At 67.1% G+C, this 22,452-nt stretch carries 22 protein-coding genes; all 22 read right to left on the reverse strand.

Translation table 11 applies throughout. The features are described 5' to 3' along the window. Positions 1-5: 5 nt before the first annotated feature. The 22 genes from ASF44_RS32880 to ASF44_RS12890 all read right to left on the reverse strand — a co-directional run bounded on the left by ASF44_RS32880 (position 6) and on the right by ASF44_RS12890 (position 22,065). A complete protein-coding gene (locus ASF44_RS32880) occupies positions 6-1,340 on the reverse strand; it encodes a tail fiber protein (RefSeq protein ID WP_056899617.1) in 1,335 nt (444 codons plus the stop codon). Beyond that, positions 1,337-2,248: a hypothetical protein gene (locus ASF44_RS12785; protein ID WP_056899618.1), complete on the reverse strand. Its 912-nt coding sequence runs from the start codon at positions 2,246-2,248 to the stop codon at positions 1,337-1,339. Before ASF44_RS12785 ends, ASF44_RS32880 begins: the two co-directional genes overlap by 4 nt. Beyond that, positions 2,245-6,645 (reverse strand): phage tail length tape measure family protein, encoded by a 4,401-nt coding sequence (locus tag ASF44_RS32540; protein WP_056899619.1) that lies wholly within the window; start codon positions 6,643-6,645, stop codon positions 2,245-2,247. The genes ASF44_RS12785 and ASF44_RS32540 overlap by 4 nt, the downstream gene beginning before the upstream one ends. Before the next feature lie 70 nt (positions 6,646-6,715). Beyond that, positions 6,716-7,141 carry a DUF1799 domain-containing protein gene (locus ASF44_RS32545; RefSeq protein ID WP_082524738.1) on the reverse strand — a complete coding sequence of 142 codons (426 nt, stop codon included), beginning with the start codon at positions 7,139-7,141 and terminating at the stop codon, positions 6,716-6,718. Further along, positions 7,033-7,350, reverse strand: coding sequence for a phage tail assembly chaperone (locus ASF44_RS12800; protein ID WP_056899621.1), 318 nt, complete (start codon positions 7,348-7,350; stop codon positions 7,033-7,035). The genes ASF44_RS32545 and ASF44_RS12800 overlap by 109 nt, the downstream gene beginning before the upstream one ends. Positions 7,351-7,443: 93 nt before the next feature. Then, complete coding sequence (locus tag ASF44_RS12805; protein WP_056899622.1) at positions 7,444-8,109, reverse strand: phage tail tube protein; 666 nt, start codon at positions 8,107-8,109, stop codon at positions 7,444-7,446. Between the two features lie 209 nt (positions 8,110-8,318). Continuing rightward, a complete protein-coding gene (locus ASF44_RS12810; RefSeq protein ID WP_056899623.1) occupies positions 8,319-8,675 on the reverse strand; it encodes a DUF3168 domain-containing protein in 357 nt (118 codons plus the stop codon). After that, positions 8,672-9,091 (reverse strand): HK97-gp10 family putative phage morphogenesis protein, encoded by a 420-nt coding sequence (locus tag ASF44_RS12815; protein WP_235579212.1) that lies wholly within the window; start codon positions 9,089-9,091, stop codon positions 8,672-8,674. Before ASF44_RS12815 ends, ASF44_RS12810 begins: the two co-directional genes overlap by 4 nt. A gap of 5 nt (positions 9,092-9,096) precedes the next feature. Beyond that, a complete protein-coding gene (locus ASF44_RS12820) occupies positions 9,097-9,417 on the reverse strand; it encodes a phage head closure protein (RefSeq protein WP_082524739.1) in 321 nt (106 codons plus the stop codon). After that, on the reverse strand, positions 9,417-9,785 hold the full coding sequence (locus tag ASF44_RS12825; protein WP_056899626.1) for a head-tail connector protein: 369 nt from the start codon (positions 9,783-9,785) through the stop codon (positions 9,417-9,419). Before ASF44_RS12825 ends, ASF44_RS12820 begins: the two co-directional genes overlap by 1 nt. Beyond that, on the reverse strand, positions 9,782-10,642 hold the full coding sequence (locus ASF44_RS31010; RefSeq protein ID WP_082524740.1) for a collagen-like protein: 861 nt from the start codon (positions 10,640-10,642) through the stop codon (positions 9,782-9,784). The genes ASF44_RS12825 and ASF44_RS31010 overlap by 4 nt, the downstream gene beginning before the upstream one ends. Beyond that, positions 10,629-12,005 carry a phage portal protein gene (locus ASF44_RS12840; RefSeq protein ID WP_056899629.1) on the reverse strand — a complete coding sequence of 459 codons (1,377 nt, stop codon included), beginning with the start codon at positions 12,003-12,005 and terminating at the stop codon, positions 10,629-10,631. Before ASF44_RS12840 ends, ASF44_RS31010 begins: the two co-directional genes overlap by 14 nt. Beyond that, the gene (locus ASF44_RS12845) at positions 12,002-12,265 is read right to left on the reverse strand and encodes a hypothetical protein (RefSeq protein ID WP_056899630.1); all 264 of its coding nucleotides are present in this window, start codon (positions 12,263-12,265) and stop codon (positions 12,002-12,004) included. The genes ASF44_RS12840 and ASF44_RS12845 overlap by 4 nt, the downstream gene beginning before the upstream one ends. Positions 12,266-12,323: 58 nt before the next feature. After that, the gene (locus ASF44_RS12850) at positions 12,324-15,878 is read right to left on the reverse strand and encodes an S-layer family protein (RefSeq protein ID WP_056899631.1); all 3,555 of its coding nucleotides are present in this window, start codon (positions 15,876-15,878) and stop codon (positions 12,324-12,326) included. A gap of 74 nt (positions 15,879-15,952) precedes the next feature. Further along, positions 15,953-17,947: a phage major capsid protein gene (locus tag ASF44_RS12855; protein ID WP_056899632.1), complete on the reverse strand. Its 1,995-nt coding sequence runs from the start codon at positions 17,945-17,947 to the stop codon at positions 15,953-15,955. Between the two features lie 8 nt (positions 17,948-17,955). Continuing rightward, positions 17,956-18,489, reverse strand: a complete 534-nt coding sequence (locus ASF44_RS12860; RefSeq protein WP_056899633.1) for a hypothetical protein — start codon at positions 18,487-18,489, stop codon at positions 17,956-17,958. A 59-nt stretch (positions 18,490-18,548) separates the two neighbouring features. After that, on the reverse strand, positions 18,549-20,249 hold the full coding sequence (locus tag ASF44_RS12865) for a terminase large subunit (protein WP_056899634.1): 1,701 nt from the start codon (positions 20,247-20,249) through the stop codon (positions 18,549-18,551). Further along, entirely contained in the window at positions 20,242-20,724 is a 483-nt protein-coding gene (locus tag ASF44_RS12870) for a phage terminase small subunit P27 family (RefSeq protein WP_056899635.1), read from the reverse strand. Before ASF44_RS12870 ends, ASF44_RS12865 begins: the two co-directional genes overlap by 8 nt. Before the next feature lie 140 nt (positions 20,725-20,864). Beyond that, complete coding sequence (locus ASF44_RS32885) at positions 20,865-21,089, reverse strand: HNH endonuclease signature motif containing protein (RefSeq protein WP_056899636.1); 225 nt, start codon at positions 21,087-21,089, stop codon at positions 20,865-20,867. 165 nt (positions 21,090-21,254) lie between these two features. Further along, a complete protein-coding gene (locus ASF44_RS12880) occupies positions 21,255-21,515 on the reverse strand; it encodes a hypothetical protein (protein ID WP_056899637.1) in 261 nt (86 codons plus the stop codon). Further along, complete coding sequence (locus ASF44_RS12885) at positions 21,512-21,718, reverse strand: hypothetical protein (protein ID WP_056899638.1); 207 nt, start codon at positions 21,716-21,718, stop codon at positions 21,512-21,514. The genes ASF44_RS12880 and ASF44_RS12885 overlap by 4 nt, the downstream gene beginning before the upstream one ends. After that, complete coding sequence (locus tag ASF44_RS12890; protein ID WP_056899639.1) at positions 21,715-22,065, reverse strand: hypothetical protein; 351 nt, start codon at positions 22,063-22,065, stop codon at positions 21,715-21,717. The genes ASF44_RS12885 and ASF44_RS12890 overlap by 4 nt, the downstream gene beginning before the upstream one ends. Positions 22,066-22,452: the final 387 nt, after the last annotated feature.

Here is a 22,452-nt window from a genome sequence, read left to right on the forward strand (position 1 = left end):
GGACCTCAGTACTTGATGCAGACCAGGACGGCCCGGTTCCAGGGGCGCGACTCGCCCGCGCCCTCTGCCGCAATGACGTGCGCGTGGTCGGACACACCGTTGATGCTCAGCGCGTGCTGGTGGGCGGCCGCCGCGGCGATGGACAGTGCGTGGCCGTGGTCGCCGCCGACGCCCGTGGAGATGTCCACGCCTGCGGTGTCCTCGCTCTTGAGCGCGCTGGCGGGCCCGCCGCCGCCCGCGACGCGGTTCTGCGGCACGCCGTGCGTGTGCGCTCCGGCGTTGAGCGCGGTCCCAGTGTGCGCGTGGCTGCCGGCCAGGTCCGCAGTGCCGGAGTGCGTGTGGCCCCCTGCAACCCCGGTGCTGCCACCATGGCTGTGCGACATGTTGGCAGGAGCCTGCAGCGACCCGAAGGCTCGGGCCGGGTCGTAGGTGCCGAACTCATCCCAGCCACGCGCAAACAGGCCGTTGTCGTTCGGAAGGTTGAACGTGGTGGAACCGTCGCCCGCACCGTAGAACGTGCCGATCCGCGCGAACAGACGCGCGTGTGTCGTGCGGGACACCGGGGCGCCATTGGCCTTGAGCCAGCCCGGCGGCGGCGCATTCATGTAGAACTCGCCGCGCTTACCGGGCGGCGCCGCCTCCTGCACTTCCCAGTCGCCGGCCAGTCCGCCCCAGTGCCCGCCATCCACAGACACCAGCGGGCGCACGATTCCTTCGGCTCCGGCCCCCCATCCGATGGACAGCAACTGCGTTCCCTGACCAGGCCCTGCACCGAGCAGCACCACGCCGTCGTGCGAGCCGGTCACGGAGATGTTCCAGCCGGCGTTGGTGCCGCTGCCCCGGAAGCCCCCAGGCGGCACGACGACCCCGAGCAGGCCGGTGCTGCCGTTGTAGTCGTTCACGATGCCGTACAAGCGCTTTCCGACCGGATCGGTCTGGGACGCGACGACGACCGCCTCACCGCCGATCCAGCTCTTGCCGGGCTGGGTCGCGAACCACTTCTGGCCAGCGCTGATGGCCTCGTTCGTCGCAGATGTGGCCCGCGTGGCCGGCGCGTTGATGGCCGACTGTGCTGCAGCGGCAGCCTGATCACGCGCAGCGAGTGCTACGTCACGCGCTGTCACGGCTGCCGCTGCGCTGCCCTGGGCCCCGGTCGCCCGCTCCTCTGCAGCGACAGCGTTCTGTCGCGTCGCGGCGGCAGACTGATTGGTTTGCGTGATGAACGCCGGGAAAGCGCCGACCGTTGCGAAAGCTTTGCTGTTGAAGTCCGCCTGCGTGTCCGTCAGCTGCGGCGCCGGCGGCATCGCCGCAATGGTGGGTGGAGTCACGATGTCGGTCACGTCAAGCCTTCCAGTTCGAGGTCACAGGTGGAGATGTCGTCGTAGGCGATCAGCACGTCGAACGCCTTGTAAATGCCGTAGACCGTCATGGCCTCGTACCGGTCGGAGCCGATCCATAGGCACGGCTGCGCGCGGATCTCGGCCATGAAGTCCACGAAGGCATCCACTTCGCTTGCCTTGAGAACCGGCGACCAGTTCGCGCGCCGAGCGAACGGGCGCTCGACCAGCACGGTGTCGCCGAACTCCGTGCGCTCCTTGCGCGAGTAGTCCGTGATGCCGATGCGCGCGCCCTTCCGGATACCCTCGGAGAAGGCGCGCGTCTGACCCATCAGGATCACGCCGACCGCCAGGCCCTGCGTGCCTGCGATGTCCACGGTGATCGTGGCCGCTGGCGCGCTGGGGATGTCTCCATAGATGCACTGCTTGGGCTCTGTGCGTGGCCCAAGGAACCAGTCCCACCAGGTCGAGTTCAGCAGTTGCCCCGACAGATTGACCGTCTTGTCATAGATGAGGCCCAGGCCGGGGTCGGTCACCCGCACGCGCATGGCCGTCGCCTCGGTCAAGTTCAAGGCGGCGACGCTGTGGATGGCTTGCCCAGGACGGATGGTGTACGTCAGGAAGTTCTGCGCGCGGGTCTGCGTGCTGTTGCTCTGGTCGAACGCCTTCCAGCGATTCGTGGGCCCCACTTCGGCCCATGCCAGCGGCGACGTCAGCGGCGACTGCCCGACGTTGCCCGCGACACTGCTCTGGTAAACCTTGTGCGCCGAGGTCACGATTACGCGCTGGCCCAGCGGGTAGGAAGCGCCGCCGTTCCACTCGACGTACTCGTTCTCGGGCACGTTGGTGCTCACCAGCATGGCCGGCGTGATCACCTGCGGCCGGACGATGCGCAGCGTGTTCAGCTTCATGCTCCCACTCCTTGCCGCACCGCCGGCATGCCGTCGACATCCCACTGATCCACCACGCCCGCGGTCTTCTCCGCAGCGCGCGCGCCGCGCAGTTGAAAGCCGGCGATTGCCTCGTTCGCCTGGCGCAGCTCCTGACGCAGCTGACGCAGCTCTTCGCGGATCCCCTGCGCATCGCTCAGCGCTCCGGCTGCCTGGCCGGCCGAATAGATCTGCGCCGGCGGCAGCGCGACCAGGCCAGCGCCGCCGGACGACGCCCCGCCTGCCAAGGCGCTTGCAGCGAACGACTCGACGTTGATGCCCTGCGACGCCGCGATCCCCTGGGCGGTCTCCGCCAAGCTGGCGGCGATCTGCGCTTGGAAGATCCGCAGGTCTGTCGAGCTGCTGGCCTGCGTGCGGTACAAGTCCTCCAGCGAGCGGCTGAGTTCGGGCAGAGACGATGCGGCGTCTTGGTCACCCGCACGTGCCTGCGCCGTCGCGATGGCGAACTGGCTCTGCGCGCTGGCCAGGCCTGCGGCGCTGTCGCCGGTCACCACACCCAGCAAGCGCTTGATCTCCTCTGCCAGGGTGTCGCCGACCGACTGCCATGCCGCCTTCACCTGCTCCGCGGCGTTGGCGGCGGCCTGCGCTGCTGCCTCGGCCGTCTGCTTGTCCTGCAGGTCGTAGATGGCCTGCTGGATGGCGCGGCTCTCGTCGCTCAGCAGCGCATTCAGCGAGCGCTTGCGCAGCTCGGCCGTGTTGCCCTGCAGCTGCAGCAGCTGGCTCTCCAGCGTCAGCCGCTCCTGCAGCTCGGATGCGGCAGCCTGGGCCGCCTGGGCCGTCGTGTCGATGATCGGGGTCAGATTCGCGAACGCGCCTTGCAGGCCCAGAAGGCCAGCGTACTGTTGCGCTCCCTTCTCGGAATTGATGTCGATGCTCTCGACCAGCGCACGGAACTGCGCGCGCGCAGCATCGGCCGACTGGGTGACATCCGGCATGGCCAGGCCCAGCGCCTTGAACGCCGCCGAGGTCTGGTCGATGGCAACCTTGCGTTGCTCCTCTTCGCTGAAGTAGTTCGACAGGTAGCCAGCCATGCTGGTGTTCAGCGCTTCCAGACCACCGGCCGCAGCCAGCAGGCCGTCTGCCGCGTCGAACGACAGATCGCGCAGATTTGGGAACGGCAGCAGGTCGATGGCCTTGCGCAGTTCCTTCACGAACTCGATCTGCTGGCTGATGGTGGTCAGCAACTCGGTGGCGGCCTCATCGGTCAGCTTCTCGGCGTCCACGCCCTTCAGCTGGGCGGCGATGGACTTCGGCAGGTCGGTCGCCGCCTGCAGGGCCTGGATGGTCACCTGCAGCATGTCGGTGGCAAAGTTCTTGACCGCCTCTTCCGCGTTCGGGCTGCGGCTGCTCGTGGACTCCCACGGCCGACCGCCTCCTTGACCCGATTCACCGAAAGTGATGCCACCGGTCAGCGTGCCACCCGAGAAGACACCACCGCGGCCCTTGCCCGAAGTCTCCAGGCCCGCCTGAAAGCCGGTGAGCGAGAGGCCGGACCCCAGGTCGCTCAGCAGCGTGTTGATGCCCTTGGTCGTCCCGGTCATCAGCTCAGTGACGTACTCCTTGGCGAACTCACCGCCCGACGGGCCGACCACATAGGTCACCTCACCGGCCTTGCTGTCGATGTAGCCGCCTCGGCGGTAGTCCAACACCCCGTCGCCTTCGAAGTTGATCCCGTAGTGGCCGCCGTAGCGCTTCTCTCCCTTGCCGGCAAAGGCTGCGATCGCCAGGATGACGGCGGCTGCAATCCAGCCGTAGGGGCCCATACCAGCTGCTGCGCCCGCAGCGCTGCTGCCACCGGCCGCTCCGCCTGCGGCGGCCGCCGATCCAGCCGCCGCGCCGGCAGATGCACCAGCAGCAGCACCCGCAGCGGCTTCGGCGGCGACCGCGCCCACCGAGACACCGGCCCAGCTGCCGTTCGCTGCAATCAGCGCACCCAGCGCGTCGCCGCCGAGCATGCCGACAGCGTTGGCACCGACAAGCGAGGCGGTCGATGCGCCAACCGCGTACCCGCCGTAGGCTTGCACCGCCGCACCCAGCAGGCCGGAGTTGTTCGCAAGGGTGTTGAGGGTGCCTGCGCCATTGGCAGCCGTCCGCACGCCGGTCAGCGCGCCAATGGCTTCGGACACCGGGCTGAGCGTCGCCGAGATGACCGGGCGCAGCACCAGCGTGTTGAACATGTTCTTGAGCGTGTCGCGGAAGTTCTCCGCGATGCCTTTGCCGCTCTCGAAGCCGCGCAGCAGCGCATCGGTCAGCGACTTGTTGATGTCCTCGGTGTAGCGCCGCCACTCCTCCGAAGCCTTCTTCGCGGCATCGCCAGCGGCCTTCGCGGTCTCGGCCGCCTCCTGCTTGCCGGAAGTGACGCGCTTGGCGGCGGCCAGGTCGCGCAGCGCCTTGGCCTCGTCGCGGTAGGTCTTGGCCAGCGCGCCCGACAGGTCGAGTTCGTCGGCCAGCACGGCAAGCCGGTCTTTGGAGGTGGCGGACTCCTCCAGCTTGGCGACCTCCAGCAGCGTGACCTCGCTGCGCGCCAGGCCGACAGCCGCTGCGACATCCTGCTCGCGCTGGATCTGCGTCTGGATCGTGGCGACCGAGTTCTGCCGAGCGGTGATCAGATCGGCGTAGGCCTTGGTGGCCTCGCCAGCCTCCTTCGCCTCGGCCTGCGCGGTCTTGCGGCTCTTCTCCACCGTCGACAGTTGGTCCACCAACTGCAGAGCGTTGGCGCGGCGCGCACCGGAAAGGTCCTGCTCGATCTTGACCCGCAGGCGCTGGCTCTCCGTCAGCTTCTCGCCGCTTTCGAGCTCCAGCTTCTCAAGGGCGATCTTCTCCTTGATGGAGTCGATCAAGTTCTTGTAGGCGGTCTCGGCTTTCTTGTCCACGTCCGCGGCGGGCTTGCCGCCCACCAGCGCCGCAGCGGGCAGTGTCAGGCCGAAATCGGACGCACCCAGCTGCTTGCCGTTGTCGTTCTGGTTCGCGAAGCGCTTGAGCGCATCCGCGGCTCCTTCGGCCTGGCGTCGTGCCTCGGTTAGAAGGTCGCGCGTCTTCTCCAGACGCGCAGTGTTGAACTCGACGTTGCTGCCGCGGCCGATGGCCTCCTGAAACCGCTCGGCCTGCTCGGCCAGACGCTGCACGCGCGCGGAGGCTGTCTCCGCGTTCTTGGTCATCAGGCCGAACTCGTCAACGCCGGCCAGCATGGCCTCGCGGTTTGTGGCGGTCCGAAAGGCGGCAAAGTTGCCGGCCACCTTGGCGAAGACCGTGACTGCATCGGTCGCCAGGCTGATGAAGCTCTGGAACGCGGTCCGTGTCTCTTCCGACCCGAGGACGGTGATCAGGCCCTCGACGCTCTGGCGCATGCCCTTCATGCCGCTGCTTTCGCCAGTCAGAAGGTCATCGATCGTGTTCTGCAGCGCCGTCAGTGCACCACCGAACGTGTCGCGCGCAGCGGCAGCGGCCCCGGCATAGGAAGACTCGACGGACTGCAGGATGATGGCCTGCGCCTCACCGACCTTGCCGGTCTTCTCCAACTGCTCGACCAGCTTTTTCTGCTCCTCGGTGAACCGGAAGCCTTGGCGCTGCAAAGCGGTCAGGCCTTCGCTCGGCACGTCCAGTGCGCGGCCGATCGTCTCGGCCGACTGCGTGACGCTCATCCCCATGCGCGCGGACATGTCGATGACCGTCTGCATGGCGCGCGGGAACTGGTTGCCCACGATGTTGGTGTAGCTGAGCAGCCGGGTCTGGGCCTGCGTGATCTCACCAGCCGAGAAGGTGCTGCGGCTGGCGAGCCGGTCCGCCATCTTGTTCAACTGGTCAGCGGACCAGCCGGCTGCCTCGCCGGTCGATCGCAGCGCCGCCGCGAGCTGGGCCTGCTCTTGCTCGGCCTGGATCGTTTCGGTGATGACCTTGCGGAAGGAGAACGCGCCGGCAATGACGGCGGCGGCGGCGCCAGCCGCGCGGCCCACGCCCTCCCACACCGTCGCCATGCCCTGCGCCGACGACTTGGCGTCCTCGGTCTTGGCGCGCACCGCATCCAGTTGGTCCAGCAGCGGGCGCAGGGTCTGCGAGTTCACACCGCGCTGGTTCGCGATGGCCTCCCAGTACTCGCGGCTCTCGCGCGAGCCAGCCTGCATCGAGACGATCTGGCGCTGGATCTGCTGCTCCAGGCTCCGCGTCGCGCGCTCGACCGTGCGGGCGGCGTTGTCGCCGCCACGGCCGATGCCGGACAGGCCTTCTTCGGCGCGGCGGCCGGTGCGCTCGACGGTGCTGCCGACATCCTCGACAGCCCGCTTGGCGCGCGCCATCCCGGATTCGACGCCCGCGACATCGGCGCCCATGACGATGTTGGACTGCAGGTCGTTGTTGGCCATTCGACGCCCAATGAAAAGGCCCACGGGGAAAGACGTGGGCCTGAAAGTGCTGTGCGCGCCGCAGCGTTCTTCAGCGTTTGGCTTGTGAGATCTTGCGCAGCGCAGCGCGCTCCATCTCGCGGATGCGGCGGTACAGGTCGTCCGCCTCTGCCTTCGGCAGCTCCAACCGTGCCAGGTCGGCCAGCACGACGCCCCGGTCCAGGCCGGTGGGCCCCGAAGGCCCCATGCGCCACTGCGTGAAGCAGTAGTCCGTGAAGAACGCCACCGCGCGCTGGTTGCAGGGCCACACCGCGACAGCGTCGTCCTCGTAGTCCTCGCGGCTCAGGCCGTGGGCTTCGAGGTGCGCGTCGCTGGGGATCTCGTCGTACAGCGCCGCAGTGGCCTCTCTCAGTTTCCCAGTTCGGCGCCGGAGTTCACCAGGGCGTACTTGTCGATGATGGCCTTGGCCGAGCCGAGGTAGCGTTTGACCAGCTTCTCGACGTTCTCGCGCTCCCACGGCTGCTCCAAGTCCCAGCCGCACGCGATATCCATCACGGCGTCCGTGTCGTTCTTGTAGCTCTTGAGCTTCTTGCCGAATTCCTTGAAAGCGTCCTCGTCGCGGTGCTTGAAGGTGAACTCGATAGGGTGCGCGGACTTGCCGGGCACGGGAATCTTGACGGTGGCCGTGAAGGTCGGTTCGATGTCCAGGGAAAAAGGCTTGAGCATGATGTTGTAGTGGTTGCTTGGAAAAAGACCCCGGCCGCATACGGTCGGCGGGGCATGGAAAGACCCCGAAGGGCCAGGAGACACCAGGCGGTGTTAGGCGATGACCGTGCCCGTGAACCGGGTCGGCCGGGCGCGGCCGTTGAACGCGACGCGCAGGCGGTTGATCTGGCCTTCCTGCAGGACGGGCATGGGGTTCATCGCCACGTTGCAGGCCAGGTAAGTCGGGTTCTTTCCGCCCTTCATCAGGATGCGGACCGCGGTGTCGGTCTGCTCCTCGGTGGCCTTCATCAGCGCCGCGTAGCCGGGCGTGGTGATGTCGTCATCAATCTCGATCGTGTAGCCCACGGCGGTGAAACCGTTGTTGATCTGGTACTCGTTCTCGTCTTCCAGGAACTCGTACGTCACGTTCTTGGGCTCGCCGCCGCTGGTCTGCGGGTTCATCACGCGCGGGATCTGCGTCCAGGCCGTGACCTTGCGGAACGAGCCTGCGCCCTGGCCGGTGCCGTTCGGGTACAGCGCCACGTTCTGCGTGTCGATGGTGTCCAGCGAGAAGGTGCTGGCCGACAGCTGCGTAACGCGGAAGAACCGGCGGTTCAGGCGCGTGAAGCTGGTGGACAGCTCGATGATGTCGCCTGTCGTCAGGCCGTGCGCGGGCGCGGTGACAACGGCTTCGGCCGCGTTGGTGATGGAGTTGACGACCACCGCAGCTGCGAAGGTCGTGGCGATTGCGAAGGTCGAGCCTTTGGGGAGTTGTGCCATGGTGGGCCTCGGTGAAATGAGCCCCTGGCGGGGCGGATTTCTGCGAGGCGCATGGCGTCGAGGCCCGAAGGCGAGGACTGCCGGCGAGGCAGGGTTGGGAAAGGGTCAGCGTCAGCGTTGGGTTTGGTGCTCCAGCCACTTTTCCCAGGCGCTGATGCAGCCTTTGATCAGGCGGATCAGCGTCTGGTGCAGCTCACGGGTAGCGGGATTCATCGGTCGCTCCAGATGGAAAAGTCTTGGTACGAGCCATACAGGCCCGTGTCTTCTTCGAAATGGCTGATCGACGCCCCTGCGGGCTCGACCTGCAGCGCACCGGCCTGGATCAGCGCAGCTTCGGCCTGCTTGATCAACGTCTTGGCCTCCGCGCGTGTGCGGGCCCAGGCGGCGATCTGCATGCGCGCGTTCTCCAGGTCCGGCAGCTCGTTGCCGACGAACGACAACGCCCGGCCGCCAACCTGCTGGTAGACCAGGCGCGGCAGCGGCGAGGCCTCGGGCGCCACGTCCGGAAACACGCGGCCTTCCACGAGGGGCTTCAGCACGGTGACCATCAGGACTTCGAGCGTCATTTCATCTCCCGGGCAATGCCTTGTTGCAGCGTGCGCAGCGCCGTGGCTTCAGCCACGTCTTTGACCGCGTCATAGGTCGGGCGGATGGTGGGCTTCGCCGCCATCTTGCTGGTGCCACGCTCCAGGAACCCGCCGTAGAAGGCCTTCTTCTTGTTCCAGCCAACACGGTATTTGTCCACGCCCTCGCCCGACTCCTCCTTCATGTGCGCCTGGTAGATCGCGTTGCGGAAGTTGCCCGGCTGGAACGTCTGCTTCTTGCCCTTGGTGCTGTGCGGCTTCGCCGACACCGGCGCGCGGGTCTGCGCTTCGTCCTGATAGACCTGGGCGCCGGCCTGGGCGGCCGGCCGGGTGTGCTTCTTCGCGGCGGCCGTGATGCGGTCCATCTTGCCCAGCAGCTTCAGAAAGTCGGTGGACATCTTGATCACGGCAACACCTCGCAGACCAGGTCGACATGCTCCCGCTTGACCTCGTCGGGCACTGCGGCCTTGATGTCGTAGACCTTGCCCTTGAACACCACTCGCATGTCAGCGTCGATGTCGGTGCGGTAGCGAATGCGAATCGAGGCGCGCAGCACGCTGGTCGGGGCATCTGCCTTGATCGTCTGAACGCCGTTCAGGTGCTGGATGTTGGCCCACAGCTTGATGTGCGGCACCCAGGATTCAGGCGCGGGCTGGCCCCAGTCGTCCACGGCCGGGCCGCGCTTCTCGATCTGGATGCGCTTGTTCAGGCTACCGGAGTCCATCACGCCGCCGTCGGTGTGCGCAGGTCGTACAGGATGGCCGTGACGCCGGCCGGCAGGTAGTTGGCGTCGCCGTTCTTGTTGCTGCCGTCACGCTCGTTGTAGAGGTACGCCACCATGAGCAGCGTGCCCATCTGCAGCTCGGTCCGTACGATCTTCTTGCCGTCGTCGCCGGTGGCCGGCGTCTCATGGCCGTCGGCGTCCAGCACCGGCACGCCGTCCTCATCGCGCACGGGCTCCCACCGGGACACGGTGACGTAGCGCAGCACCGCCGCGCTAGCGGCCGAGATCTTGAGCTCGAGGTCGGCGTTGTCGTCGGTGTCGTCGCTGCGCAGATGCTCGCGGGCCTGCTCAACGGTGACCAGCTTCACAGCGCCACCCCGGCTGTCCTGTCGATGCCGTTACGGCCGTCCTTGCCGTCGCGGCCCTTCTTTACCGCCAGGCGCCAGCCGCTGTCGGGGCTGTCGGGCTTGGCGCTGGTGTCCTTTTGCGCGACCCAGAACGACCCGCCCCAGGTCACGGCATCGCCGGGCGTGTAGCCCTTGCCCTCGACGTAGATGCCGCGGTCCACGACCACCGGCAGCACCAGCGAGAACTCCTTGGAGACCTCGCCGCGCTCCAGCTTGAAGGTGACCGTCTTCTCGCCGTCGAACTCGACGGCCAGGTCATCGAAGCCCACGCCGTCCCGGCCATCCTTGCCATCGGCACCGTCTCGGCCATCCTTGGGTCTGGGCATGCGCTCAATCGCCTTCTGGAGCGTGTCCTGCGCGCGGCGCTCGAACTCCAAGGCCCATTTCGCAACGAAGCCGTCGAGCATCGGGGCCAGGTCCTCGAGCGTCACGCTCTTGCCGTCAAGGCCATCGCGCCCGTCACGGCCGGGCGATCCGTCAGCTCCGCGCTCGCCCTTCTCGCCACGCATTCCAGCTTCCCCCTTCTCCCCTGGAACGCCGGGAATGCCTGGATCGCCCTGCCGGCCTGGCTCGCCGTCCGCACCCGGCAGGCCCCGCTCGCCATCGCGGCCGGGCGCACCGTCCTGACCACGCGCACCGGGAGCACCGTCTGAACCCGGCTTGCCATCTACACCGTCGCGCGGTGCGGGCGCGCTCTTCAGCTGCGCCTCGAGGGCTTCGAGCCGGTCGGCCAGCGTGCGGAAGGCGCGCGAGACGTGCTCCTTGACCACTTCGCTCAGCGCCTTGGCGATGGGCTCCAGGCCCTTAATACTCAGCATCGTGGAGTTCCTTGGTCATGAACGCGGCGAGGACTTTCGCGGCGTCCTCGATGTCGTCGGCGTCGTCGCTGGGCTCAGGGGGCGCCGCGGGCGGGGGCGCGGGCGGCGGCGCGTCTGTCGGGATCTTGTTGTGCCGGACCTGGTCCAGCGGGTAGTCCTGCTGCTGCATGTAGACCGTGTCGCCACCCTTGAGCGGCGGCAGGTTCAGCTGGCGGCGGCCCTCGTTAATGGCCAGCAGACCCTTGTCGGTGCCGACGCCCAGCGCCTCGTACTGGGTCTTCGTGTCCATGCGCATCAAGCCGTTCAGGTCCAGCTCGACGCCGATGCTCACGCCGTCATGTCCCAGGCCATCGTCCCAGCACGCTTCCATTTCCTCGATGAGGGACTGCAGGCAGCCGCTGTAGTAGCCCCGGTCGAGCGCTTCGATGTTGTTGAAGCTGGGCGCGGCGCCCACGCCGACCTTGTACGCCGGCATGTGGAAGACCGAGCACACGCGTTCGTCGGTCCAGCGCAGGGTCTCGACCAGCTGCGAGTCCGAAGCCGTCTGGTGCATGGGCTCGAACTTGAGGCCGTCGCCGAGCACGGCCACCTTGCCGGCATTGGCGCCCGTGTAGCCGGTGTCCCAGGCCTCCTTGAGAGCCTGCGCGTTGTCCTTGCTGATCGGGCCCGGCGCCACCAGGATGCCGCCAGGCGTAGAGCGGTTGCCGAAGAACTGCGCGGTGTTGCCCTGGATCTTCACGCCCACGCCGGCCGCCAACGCAGCTGCGTACAGCGGCGAGATGCCCACCAGCGGGTGGTACAGGCAGTTCATGCGGTCGTGGATGATCTCGCTGGCCGGCACGGTCACCGAGGTGGCCTGCAGGCCCGCCAGGTTGTCCTGCGCCAGCTGGTAGAACACCGAACCGTCATCGGCCACCAGCGGCGTGACGCGGCTCGGGTCCAGCACGTAGATCCTGATGACGATTCCTCGCGAGTCACGCTCTTTCAGCCCGTAGGTGTTGCCCGAGCGCAGCTTGGACATCACCCACCACTGCTTGAACTGCACATGGTTCTGGTAGCGGTTGGGCTTGCGCAGGACCTGCCAATGCGGCGACTTGCGTTCGACCTCGTTCCAGATTCCCAGGGCATCGATCTCGACCAGGCGCGCGCGCAGCTTGCCGATGTCGTTGGAGATGCGCGTCATGCATGCGTAGACCATCGGCGAGCCGACGAGCTCGTCCTGCGACAGTTCCTGGTTGCGCTGCCATGCGCCAGCGTACGGCTCACGGACCAGCGGAAACCAGCCGCCGCGGCCGCTGGCGACAGGCGCAAGCACGCCCGCCGCCTTGCGCACAGCGGACGCGACGCGGGCGAAGACGTTCATTGCTGCTCGGTCTTCTTTGGGCGGCCGGGCTTCTTCTTGGCTTCCGCGGCGCCGGCGACCGGCAGCGGCGCGGCAGCGGGCGCGTGCACGGGCGCGAGGGGCGCCGCTGGCGGCTGCAGGCTCGCGCCGTCGGCGGCCGCCTGCATGTCGCGCGTCAGGTAGCGCCCGCGCGGCAGGAGCCGGGTGAAGACAGCGGCTTCCCGACGGGACACGCTGCGCTCCTTGCTCGTCTTGGTGTCGGTGAGAAGTACTTTGGTCATTTGAGCCTTTCGGACAGATGACGGGCCGCTCTGTGGGCGGCCCGTCGGTGTCGCGGTGTCACGCCGCCTGTTGCGTCAGGTTGTAGGTGGACGGGTTGTTCACCTGCCTCTGGTTCGGCGTCACGCCGGTCGAGTACGTGCTGTGGAACCGGATGTAGTACTGACCCGGCAGCGCCGCGCCAATGGCTGCGATGTCGGTCCATCCCGTCTCGCCGTCCGCCGAGCGCTGCACGTACCAGATGTTGTCCGACTTGCGCCACAGGCGAGCCCAGTGCCCGGCCGTCATCGTGTAGCCCGTCGACACGTCGCCGCCCGCGTCCGTCACGGTCGAGATCCCACCGGTGGCGGTGATCTTGAACGCGCGCGCGGACGCATAGAACGCCGGATCCGTCTTCGAGGCGCCGGCCGACACCGCTGCCGATTCCGTTCCGTCGCCGAGGTACTGGACCCGCCCGCCGCCGACTTGCCCGTTGTCGAGCGTCTGGAGCGTCTGGATCGCGCCGGCCCACGACCCTGCAGAGGACGTGGACTGGAACTTGCCGGCGCTCAGCTTCGTCATGTTGACGAGCGCGATTTCCGACGCAGCGACCCAGGTGGTTCCGGTCGCTGCCGCCGGCGTGACCGCGTTCGACGCAGCGGACTCCGCGCCCCAACCGACGCTGTTGAAGGCCTGCAGCTTGAAGGTGTAGGCCGTGCCATTGGTCAGGCCCGTCACAGCCACGGGCAGCGTCGCGCTTTCCACCGGCGTGCCGGCCGTGCTGCCCACGTAGGGGATCGCACGGTACTTGGTGATGGCGGCGCCGCCGTTGCTGGCTGGCGCGGTGCCGGCGACGCTCGCAGACCCGTCGCCCGCTGTGGCCGTACCGATGGTCGGAGCACCGGGCGCCGTCACGGCAGCTGTCGGCGTCACGCTGTTCGACGGGTCGGAGTACGGACCCCAGCCGCTGATGTTGCGTGCCCGCACGCGGCTCGTGACCGCCGAACCGTTGGCGCTGGCCACGGCGATGGGGCTTGCCGTGGGCGTGCCCGTGTTCGCGTTGTTGTTGCTGAGCTGGACGCCGTACTCCAGGATCGGTGCGCCGCCGGTGCTCGGTGCGGTGAAGGCCGTGCTGACCGTGCCGTCTCCCGCCGTCGCCGTCGGCGCATCGGGCTTGCCCGGCACAGTGCTGGCCGCGACGCTCGGCTCCTTGGTCCACTGGAGCGCCGGGTAAGGGACGCTGCTGATGAAGCCCTGGAAGTTGTCGAAGTACGGGTAGGAGGTGAACTCGGTCCAGTAGATGCGGCCCTCGTGGCAGTTGATCCGCATGATGATGTTGGCCGTCGTGCGAATCGTCTCGATGACCTGGTAGCTGGCGCCGTTGTCGTCGGTCCGCAGGATGCGCAACGCCCAGCTGCCGACGCCCACGTTGGGCCCCAGGTTGACACTGATGGCTGCGTGGGTCGCATCCAGCTTGAGACAGCTGCCGTAGTAGCCCGTCACGCTGGACAGCGAAGGCAGGCCGGTGGCGCCCAGGTCGACGGACACGTATTCGCCGGTCGTGCCGATCCGCTTGCCCAGCCGGTAGGTGCCCGAGCTTTGGATGTCCGGCATGACCTGGTAGGACACGGTCTCGCCGTCGAACTCATACATGCGGCTCGTGCCCGAAACGACAGAGATCGCTTTGCGCATGTTCGCGCTCGGGATCGTGGCGCCTGCGCTGTAGGCATTGCCCAGCGACGCGCCGCCGGCCGTGATGTCGCCTGTGTCCAGGTTGATCACGAATTCGAAGATGTTGTGTTGCGAGCCGTTCAGCGGATGCAGGTACGCGAGCGAGCGCAGCTCGTTGCCGACCTTCGCGGAGGTCTGGTAGGTGAGGCCGTGCAGTTGGCGCTCGGCGCTCCAGGTGCGGCCACCGTTGTCGGAGTAGCGCAGGACGTTCCAGCCGCCCGACGAGGTGCCAATGCGGTACGTGACGATGAGCCGCTGGCCGTGCATGAACACCTGGTTGTAGGTGCTCTGGTAGTCGGCCGTCGTGCCGCCGCCCGCGACGTACTGGACCGCGCCGAAGTCCATGCCATGCGGTGTCGCAGTGACCGCGTAGCGGAATCCGTACTGACCGGTGATGCCGTGCCTGTTCCAGATCGCCATCCAGGCGCCATTCCAGAGCTGGACAAAGGACGGTTCGTTGTGGTCATCGATCTCGTTGGTGTCGAGCACGACCGTCGATTGCGGGACGCCGTTGACGAGCTTCGTGACGTAGAACTGCCCGCCTTGGCCCGCCGAACCCATCATCGTGTAGTCGCCCGCCGTGCTGCGGTCGATGGTGTTGGTGCGGTACAGGGGCTTGGCCCATTGGCCCTGCGCGGCGCCGGCGCGCGCGACCAGTGGCGTGGGCTCGACGTAGGACGCCGAAGGCGTGACGCTGTTCGATGCGGCCGACGCGACGCTCTCGCCGGCAGAGTTGATGGCGTAGGCGACGGCGGTGCCGGCCTGGCCGTTCGTCACGCCCGTGATGCGGCCCGAAAGAACGTTGCCGACGGTGGCCTGCTGACCCCCGGACCAGACGAGGCGGTAGCCGGTGATCGCAGACCCGCCATTGCTGGAAGGCGCCAGCCAGGCGAGATCGACATACCCGTCGCCCGCCGTGGCGGTCACGCCAGTCGGGGCGCCAGGCGCGACAACGCCAGCCGACACCGCCAAGTTGAAGCTGGCCAGCGTGGCCGTGGCACCCACGTTGTCCGTGACGCGGATCGATAGACCAGAGGCCGTGCCGGCGCTCGTGGGCGTGCCCGTGATGGCGCCGGTGCCCGTGTTGAACGACAGACCGGCGGGCAGCGTGCCGGCCACCAGCGAGAAGGTGCGCGGCGTGACGCCGCCGGATGCCACCGGCGTGAAGCTGTAGGCGGTGCCCACGGTCGCGCTCGTGGCTGGCGTGCCGCTGATGGTCAGGGTGGCCGGCGCGGCCGCGACGACGATGGTGAAAGGCGCCAGGCTGACGGTCTCGTTCGCCGCGTCGGTCACGCGCAGGACGATGTTCGCGGACGTGCCCGTGGAGGTCGGCGAGCCGCTGACGAGGCCCGTGTTGGCGTTGATCGACACGCCGGCCGGCAGGCTGCCAGACGCCACTGCGAAGGTGTACGGTTGCACGCCGCCGGATGCGCCCAGCTGCAGCGAGTACGGCACGCCGACGGCTGCGTTCAGCACAGGGTCCCCGTAGATCGCCAGCACCGAGCCGGTGGCGGCCACGCGCACGGTGAAGGGGCCGATGGTGGCTGCCTCGCCATTGGCGTCCACCGCGCGGACCGAGAACGTGCTCGACCCCGCGGTGGTCAGGATGCCGCTGATCACACCGGTGCTGGCGTTGATCGCCAGGCCGGCCGGCAGCGAGCCGGACACAACGGAGAACGTCTTGGCACCGGTGCCGCTCACGACGACCGGGTAGAACACGTACGGCTCGCCGACGTTGGCAGCCGGCTTGGGCCACCCCTCCAGCACCATCGGCGGTGGGACGATGGTGCCGCTGCCGCCGACGAGCCGCGCGTTGCCGTCCTTGTCCACCACGTACGGGCCCGAGCGGTCGCCCAGACGCCAGTAGTACCCGGCCTTGAGCCGGAAGCCTTGTGGGAATGCCATGCTTTCTCCTTCGCCGTCACCGGCCTAGCTGAAAGGGCCTCCCGCAGGAGGCCCCTTGGACTAAGCGGCGAGGCTTAGACGGAACCCCACTTCACAGCGGACAGGTGGGCGGCGGCCGACGCGCGGCGCTTGGCCCAGTTGATGGCGCGCTCGGCGCGGAAGCCGACCAGGTTGCGCTGCCACAGGCTGACCAGCACCGTGGTGGCGGTGGTCGGGTTGTCCGGAGCGCTGTCCATCTGCAGGGAGGCCTCGCGGCTCAGATCGACGGCGAAGCCGCCCTCGTCGCCCAGGTAGATGTCCGAGGCGTTCACCAGCGCAACGGTCGAACCGGCGCTCACCGTGGGCACGTACTGCGAGACGATGACGGGCAGGCCCGCGAAGGTGCCGCCGCGCATCGTGATGCCGGGGTGCACGGTCTGGCCCAGCGCGTTCTTCATCAGCGACAGCGCCAGGGCGACGGTGGCAGGCATGATCCAAACGCCGGCGGTCGGGGCGTTGTTGGCTGCGATGAAGGCGCCGAAGATGGCCTTCACGTCCGCATTGACCGCGTCCTCGTCCACGCCGCTGGACACGATCGGCGTCACGCCGTTGAGTACCGATGCGGGCGAGACGCCGGCGGCGGCTGCCTTGGCCGGGTCGATGAAGTCGAGGTCCAGGCGTTCGCGCAGTGCGTCCACCAACGCGTCGCGGATGACCGCATCGGCCGACGGGGAGCTGTCGCGCAGGATCTCCTCGGTGACCACCGCGATGTTGGCGACCTTCAGCGGCTCCAGCGTCTTGCGCTCGAAGTCGAACTTGGTCAGCGGCTTGGCCTGGCCTTCGCCGACCCAGTAGCCCGCGCCGCCCGACGTCTGGCCGACCATGGGCACGCGGAACGGCGTGGAGCGCAGCGCCGGCACTCCGTTCTGGCCGAACTTGCCGATGATGGTTTCGGGGCGCAGGTACTCCACGAAGTCGGCGTACACGGTCGTTTCGTCCCCGACCAGCGCGCCGGCCCAGGCGTCGCTCGACGTGGAACCGGCGGCGACGGCCGCCTTCAGCACGTTCTGCACGCGCGGGTCGAGCCGCTGGTCGGCCTGGGCCAGGTTCAGCGCGCCCAGGTGGTTGCCCTGGGCCTTCGCGATGAGGCGCGCCATCTGCGCCAGCGCCAGGCCCTTGCCCACGATGCGGTTGTCACGCACCTGGATCGAGGGCTGACGCGACTCGCTGCCTTCCTTGCCGTTCTGGCCGGCGGCAGGCTTGGCCGTCTTGACCAGGTCGCTTTCCATCACGCGCAGGTCCTCGAGCTCTTGGTCGATGCCCTTGATCTCGGCGGTGATCTCGGCGAAGCGTTCCTGCTCCGCAGCGTCCTTCGTGCGGCCGGCGTCAACGGCCTTGGTCTGGATGGAGGTGCGCTCGTCGGTCAGCGCCTTGCGCTTCGCTTCGAGGGCTTGGATTTGTTCTTGGACGTTCATGGTGGCCCCTTTCCGGGCATAAAAAAACCCGCCAGAGGCGGGCTGTTGCTGGGTTCCCGAAGCGCCGGGAGGGGGTGCGGCCGGCTGGCCGCGCTGTTCGCCGCCCTGCGCGGCGCCAGACGAGGCACGCAGGGCGGTGTCGAGGGACTTAATGGCGGTGATGGACGCCTCGGCGTTGGCGGGCACCGTCACTGCGCTCAACTCATGCCAGTTCCAGCGCAGGAAGCGGATGCCGTCGTCCATGAACGCGTACTCCAGCGGCGAGAAGCCGATGGACAGCCCGCGCACCAGGCCGGTCTTGATGGACTGCCATGCTTCCTCCAGACGTGCAATCAGCTGGCTCGGCATGTCAGGCGTCGGCTTGACCAACGCAGCGCGGATCTCGATGCCTTTCGCCGTGACGCGCGCAGCGGTCACGTTGCCGATGGGTTGCGAGTGGTCGTGCTGCCACAGCAGCGGCACGGGCAACAGGAACTCCGCGCCGCCGGGCTCCACGATGTCGCCCATGCGATCGGTGCCTGGGGTGCTGGCGATGCCGTTGATTTCGCGCTTGTCTTCATCGACGGCCTTGAGGACCATCGTGGAATAGACGCGGTTGATGCTCTTGGGGTCCATGAGCCCTCCTAAACGGAAACGGTGTGGAAAGGGCCGCGGACGCCCGCAGAGTGCGACTCCGCAGCCGCCAGCGCCATGTCGATGCGGTCCGCTGGTGTGTGCTTTGCCGTGGCAAACAGTGCCCCCTTTGCATAGCCCTCGCCGCATCCGACCGCGTCGTAGCCGCAGGTCGCCTCTGCCACCTGGTAGTCGCCGTGGATGGCAAACAAGCGTCCTGCATGGCCCACCAGGAAGCTGCCGCCTTGCTCGACTTCGCTGTCCTTTCGAGCGAAGCCACCTGCCTTCAGGCAGCTGCGCAGCGCATCCACGAAGTCGGTGACCATGTAGGCCATCAGGTCCTTCTCGGGATGGCGCTTCGGCGGCTCGAACGCGTACTGGATGAGCTGTCCCATCCGGAACGAGGTGGTGAAGCCGAAGGCGAAGCCGCTCTTCACGCTGACCTTTTGATCTCGCCGCACGTTGAGGTCGAGCCCCGACACGCCGGCGCTGTCACCGCCGATATAGACGCGACCTTCATGGACCAGCCCGACAATGCAAGTCATTCATGCTCCAGAAATGCGAAAGCCCGCGCGCGGCGGGCTCGGGGGATGTCCGACGGGGGTCAGACAAAGGTGATGCTGTACTCGGGCTGCTTTTCGGGCGGGACCAGCAACTGGCCGACGCCCATGATCAGCGTCACGGCACCGTCGATCTTGTTGTCCTTGCCCTGCTTGATCGGGCGCACCACGTCGTCATTCCCAGCTACGTGCTTGCCGATGACGTTCGCGATGCACCAGGTCATGATCGGGTGACCGTCGTGATGGAACCGGCCTGACGCGATCGCGGCCTCCAGCTCCTTCATGGGGTCGGACATGTTGGTGTAGTTCTGCGTGATGGTGATGGGGCTGAGCCCTTCATCATCGAGTTGGTGCGACAGGTTCGTGGCCCCGAACGGGTCCATCGGGCTTGCCTGCACCGGGTTCAGTTTGTTGGCGTCCTTGGCCTCGCCCAAGATCTCGCGGTAGTCCACCTCGGCGCCATCGGTCTGCAGCAGCAGACCAGCATTTACCCACTTCTGATACCGCTCGGCCATTCGCCGGTTGTCCATGTTGTTCACGGTGTCCTCGGGCACCCAGAACCGCGGCGCCACGCTGTAGTAGTGCCGCTTACCGTCAATGTCCCGCCAGAACAGGCGGCCCATGCTGTTCATGTCCAGCTTGCGCGCCAGGTCGAATGCGAGCACGCAGGGCTGGCCCTCGAACTGCTCGAGCGTCAGCGTCGTGTCCTTCAGAGCCTCCCACTGCGCGACGTTGAAGTAGCCTTCCTTGGCCGTGACCCACAGGCCCAGGTGCTTGGTCTTGAAGACATTAGTGAACCGCGCGCGCTGTATTGCGCGGCGCTGCTGGCTCTCCAGGTACTGCTGGTTGACCGAGACACCGATGTTCGGGTTGGCCTTGGCCAGGACCTTCGGGTCCTTCCAGTCGTCGCCCTCGTCAATGGTCCAGATCCAGCCGAACAGCTCGTCGTTCGGCACGATGCCTTCCAGCATCTCGATGACCTCGCGCCGCTTGTCGTAGCAAGGCCCCTCAATGTTCGCGCCGGCCGTGGTGATGATGAACATCAGCGGCTGCTTGCGCGCGCCCATGCCGGTCAACATGGTGGTGTAGAGCGCGTCGCTGTCGTGCTCGTGGTACTCGTCCACTATGGAGCACGACGGGCTGGAACCGTCACCAGGGTTGCCGATCAGCGGTTCGAACCGGCTGCCGTCTGCGGGTTTGCTCAGGTTGCTGGCGTTGACCTCGATGCCGGCCGCGTCCTTGAGCAGCGGCGTGCGGGCGACCATCAGCCGGGCCGGCCGGAACACCTCCCAGGCCTGCTTCTCCGTCGTAGCGCCCGAGTACACCTCGGCGCCGAACTCGTTGTCCTGCGTGAACATCGACAGGCCCACGCCTGCCGCGATCACGCTCTTGCCGTTCTTGCGGTTGACTTCCCAATAGGACTCGCGGAACCGGCGCGTGTCATCGCTCTTGCGCCTCCAGCCGAAGGTGCAGACGATCCCGAACTTCTGCCAGCGCTCCAGCGTGACCAACTGCCGCTTGAAGGCCCACTCGCCTTTGGTGTGCGGCAGCATTTCGATGAAGTCCACCCGACGCTGGGCTTCCTTCTCATCGAAGTAGTACGGGTAGGCCGGGTCCTTCGCCGCCTCCAGGTCATCGAGGTGGCGCTGGCAAGCCAGCTTGACGTAGCGGCACGCCGGGATCTTGCCGGCGATGATGGCCTTGGCGAACTCGACCGCCTCGCGGCCTGCACCGGCCTTAGCCATTCAGTAGCGCCCCGAACGGGTTGGCCTGGCCCGGGTCTTTGGTCTTGCCGGTGAGGCGCTGGCGGCTGGATGGGTCCAGCCCGAGCATGCCGCCATAGGTCGCCATGACCGCGACCGACTCCTTGACCACCGTCGCGGCCGGGTTCTTGACCACGCCACCCTGAGCGCCCAGTACCGTCACGCCCTTGGTGCGCACCTCCTCGCGCGCCAAGCGGAATCGGTCGTACGCATCGCAGTACACCTCAATGTTCTGCACGTCCGCTGCCGACAGGACTTTCTGGCCACAGAGCATCGGCACAACGTGCTCCCACAAAGCCCGTCCGAACTCGCCCATCCAATCCGGGCAATCGATGTTGGTGACCTGGCCGAAGTCCGGGGCTGAAGTATTCAGCGCGCGCTTGCCCGGGTTGCCGGCCAGCTGCTTCTGCGCCACCGGCTTCGGACGGCGCCCGGATCGTCCTGCGGCACCCGCCATGGCGTTCTCCTGCCCTAGGGGCTAAATTCCATATTTCGCGGTCGTGGAAATGGACCGGACAGGGCGGTTTCCAGCTCGAAAGTCCGGTTGGCCGGACCCCTCCCCCCTGGCCTACCCTGGTGCGTTACGCCTGCTCGACGTCAGCCGCGGCGCTGCTCCCTAGACGTTTTCTCCGCATGGCATCCGACCTTCACGCCGGCCTCGTCGCGCGACACGCACAGCACCTGGCAGTTCTGGTCTGTGTCTTCGCCACCATCAGCGAGCCGCACCTTGTGATCGAGCTCGAAACGCAAGCGGGCGCTCGGAGCGATGTCGGTTAGCCGGCCGCACCCAGCGCAAAGCGGGCTCTTGGACCAGATGCGCATGCGGCGTGCCTGCAGTGCCCGGCCTGTCAGCCGAGTGGCCGCGCTGTCCGGGGTGCGCGCCCAGGCCTTGGCATCGTCCTGGTGGGCGTCACAGAAGCCGTTCGCGTTGCGGTGTAGCTCTCGGCAGCCCTTGTGCCTGCACGGGCGCTGTGGGCGCTGTGGCATTCAGCCCTGGACCTGCAAAGGGCGGATCACCTCCCACACACCGTCCTGCAGGATCCTGACCTCTGTCCCGACGGGCAGGCGCACGCCCTTCACGCCGTCGGGCTTGGTGCGGTCCTGGATGTGCTCCTGGTAGATCGGCTCGCCACCGGGCTTAGCGTCCCAGATCTGCAGGGCGCCTTGACCGCTCACAGCCAGCTGCACGCCGTGCTCCACGCACAGGGCCTTCAGCGCCTGCTCGAACGCCTCGGCCCTCTTGCTCATGCCTTCACCGTCATGCCGCCCAGCTCGACGGTCACCGCTCCCACACGGGTCTCGGAACAGTCGGCCTCCACGCGGGTAAAGGTCACCCACTCGATGGATACGCCGGCCTGCATTCCGGTCTGGGCAGTGAACGCGCGAGCGGCTTCACGCACCGCATCGGCCAGCTTGCGGGCCTCGCCTTCCAGGTCGTGCTTGATCGTCACGCGGCAACCTGCCGTTCGGCGTGCTCCTTGGCCCACACGGCATGGGTGGCCATCCCGAGTACCGCGGTGACGAAGAAGGTCGCAGCCAGCCAGCCATGGCCGAACCACACCATAGCGCCGACGAAAGCCAGGCTCAACGACCGCGTGATCTGCTTCGGCAGGCCCTTGGGCTTGGTGTACGGCTTCGACGTGTCCAACGTGAAGATGGTCACGAGCGTGAGGACGAACAACACGACGATCCAGGCCGTGAGCAGGTTGCCGGCGCCCTCAATGCCCAGGAACTCCCAGGCGTACAGCGCGGCGATCTGGAGGGCCCACAGTGCGAGGCCGACAAGTGCGTGGTTCATAGAGTTCCTTTTCTGGTTGAGGGATGCAGCCATCGGACCTACCGGGCTTGGTCGGCCCCGGCTGGATTCTTCCGTTATCCGATCGCACGGGTCCGCCAAGCTTGCGAGGCAAACTCTCGCCGCCCGCAGTTGGCGGCTTACAGTAAAGACCGATCACCCCAGCCGCGTTGAAGTCAACTGACGGCATCCGCAGTTTTGACTAGGCGGAGTTTTTTACACGCAAGAGCCCGTGGCATATGCAACCCGTTGACATGAAGCAAAAGTTCTTCAGTGGCACACGAGTTGCTGTCGGTCGATGCTCCGCGCTAGAACAAGCGATGGCCCATCATTTCTGGCGCGGTTGCAATCGCCTTCTTTGAACGGATCTGTCTTCACCATAAGGAACCG

It is taken from the genome of Pseudorhodoferax sp. Leaf274, assembly GCF_001422445.1.
In the GTDB taxonomy this organism is placed as follows: domain Bacteria; phylum Pseudomonadota; class Gammaproteobacteria; order Burkholderiales; family Burkholderiaceae_C; genus Pseudorhodoferax.

Bases quoted from the DNA above. Each gene is read 5' to 3' on its own strand.
- ASF44_RS12870 (WP_056899635.1), bottom strand. From the start codon at position 20,724: ATGGCGGGTGCCGCAGGACGATCCGGGCGCCGTCCGAAGCCGGTGGCG.
- ASF44_RS12805 (WP_056899622.1), bottom strand. From the start codon at position 8,109: ATGGCACAACTCCCCAAAGGCTCGACCTTCGCAATCGCCACGACCTTC.
- ASF44_RS31010 (WP_082524740.1), bottom strand. From the start codon at position 10,642: ATGCTGAGTATTAAGGGCCTGGAGCCCATCGCCAAGGCGCTGAGCGAA.
- ASF44_RS12850 (WP_056899631.1), bottom strand. From the start codon at position 15,878: ATGGCATTCCCACAAGGCTTCCGGCTCAAGGCCGGGTACTACTGGCGT.
- ASF44_RS12840 (WP_056899629.1), bottom strand. From the start codon at position 12,005: ATGAACGTCTTCGCCCGCGTCGCGTCCGCTGTGCGCAAGGCGGCGGGC.
- ASF44_RS12820 (WP_082524739.1), bottom strand. From the start codon at position 9,417: ATGGACTCCGGTAGCCTGAACAAGCGCATCCAGATCGAGAAGCGCGGC.
- ASF44_RS12860 (WP_056899633.1), bottom strand. From the start codon at position 18,489: ATGACTTGCATTGTCGGGCTGGTCCATGAAGGTCGCGTCTATATCGGC.
- ASF44_RS12890 (WP_056899639.1), bottom strand. From the start codon at position 22,065: ATGAACCACGCACTTGTCGGCCTCGCACTGTGGGCCCTCCAGATCGCC.
- ASF44_RS12880 (WP_056899637.1), bottom strand. From the start codon at position 21,515: ATGAGCAAGAGGGCCGAGGCGTTCGAGCAGGCGCTGAAGGCCCTGTGC.
- ASF44_RS12785 (WP_056899618.1), bottom strand. From the start codon at position 2,248: ATGAAGCTGAACACGCTGCGCATCGTCCGGCCGCAGGTGATCACGCCG.
- ASF44_RS12800 (WP_056899621.1), bottom strand. From the start codon at position 7,350: ATGCTCAAGCCTTTTTCCCTGGACATCGAACCGACCTTCACGGCCACC.
- ASF44_RS12810 (WP_056899623.1), bottom strand. From the start codon at position 8,675: ATGACGCTCGAAGTCCTGATGGTCACCGTGCTGAAGCCCCTCGTGGAA.
- ASF44_RS12815 (WP_235579212.1), bottom strand. From the start codon at position 9,091: ATGTCCACCGACTTTCTGAAGCTGCTGGGCAAGATGGACCGCATCACG.
- ASF44_RS12865 (WP_056899634.1), bottom strand. From the start codon at position 20,249: ATGGCTAAGGCCGGTGCAGGCCGCGAGGCGGTCGAGTTCGCCAAGGCC.
- ASF44_RS12845 (WP_056899630.1), bottom strand. From the start codon at position 12,265: ATGACCAAAGTACTTCTCACCGACACCAAGACGAGCAAGGAGCGCAGC.
- ASF44_RS32540 (WP_056899619.1), bottom strand. From the start codon at position 6,645: ATGGCCAACAACGACCTGCAGTCCAACATCGTCATGGGCGCCGATGTC.
- ASF44_RS32885 (WP_056899636.1), bottom strand. From the start codon at position 21,089: ATGCGCATCTGGTCCAAGAGCCCGCTTTGCGCTGGGTGCGGCCGGCTA.
- ASF44_RS12855 (WP_056899632.1), bottom strand. From the start codon at position 17,947: ATGGACCCCAAGAGCATCAACCGCGTCTATTCCACGATGGTCCTCAAG.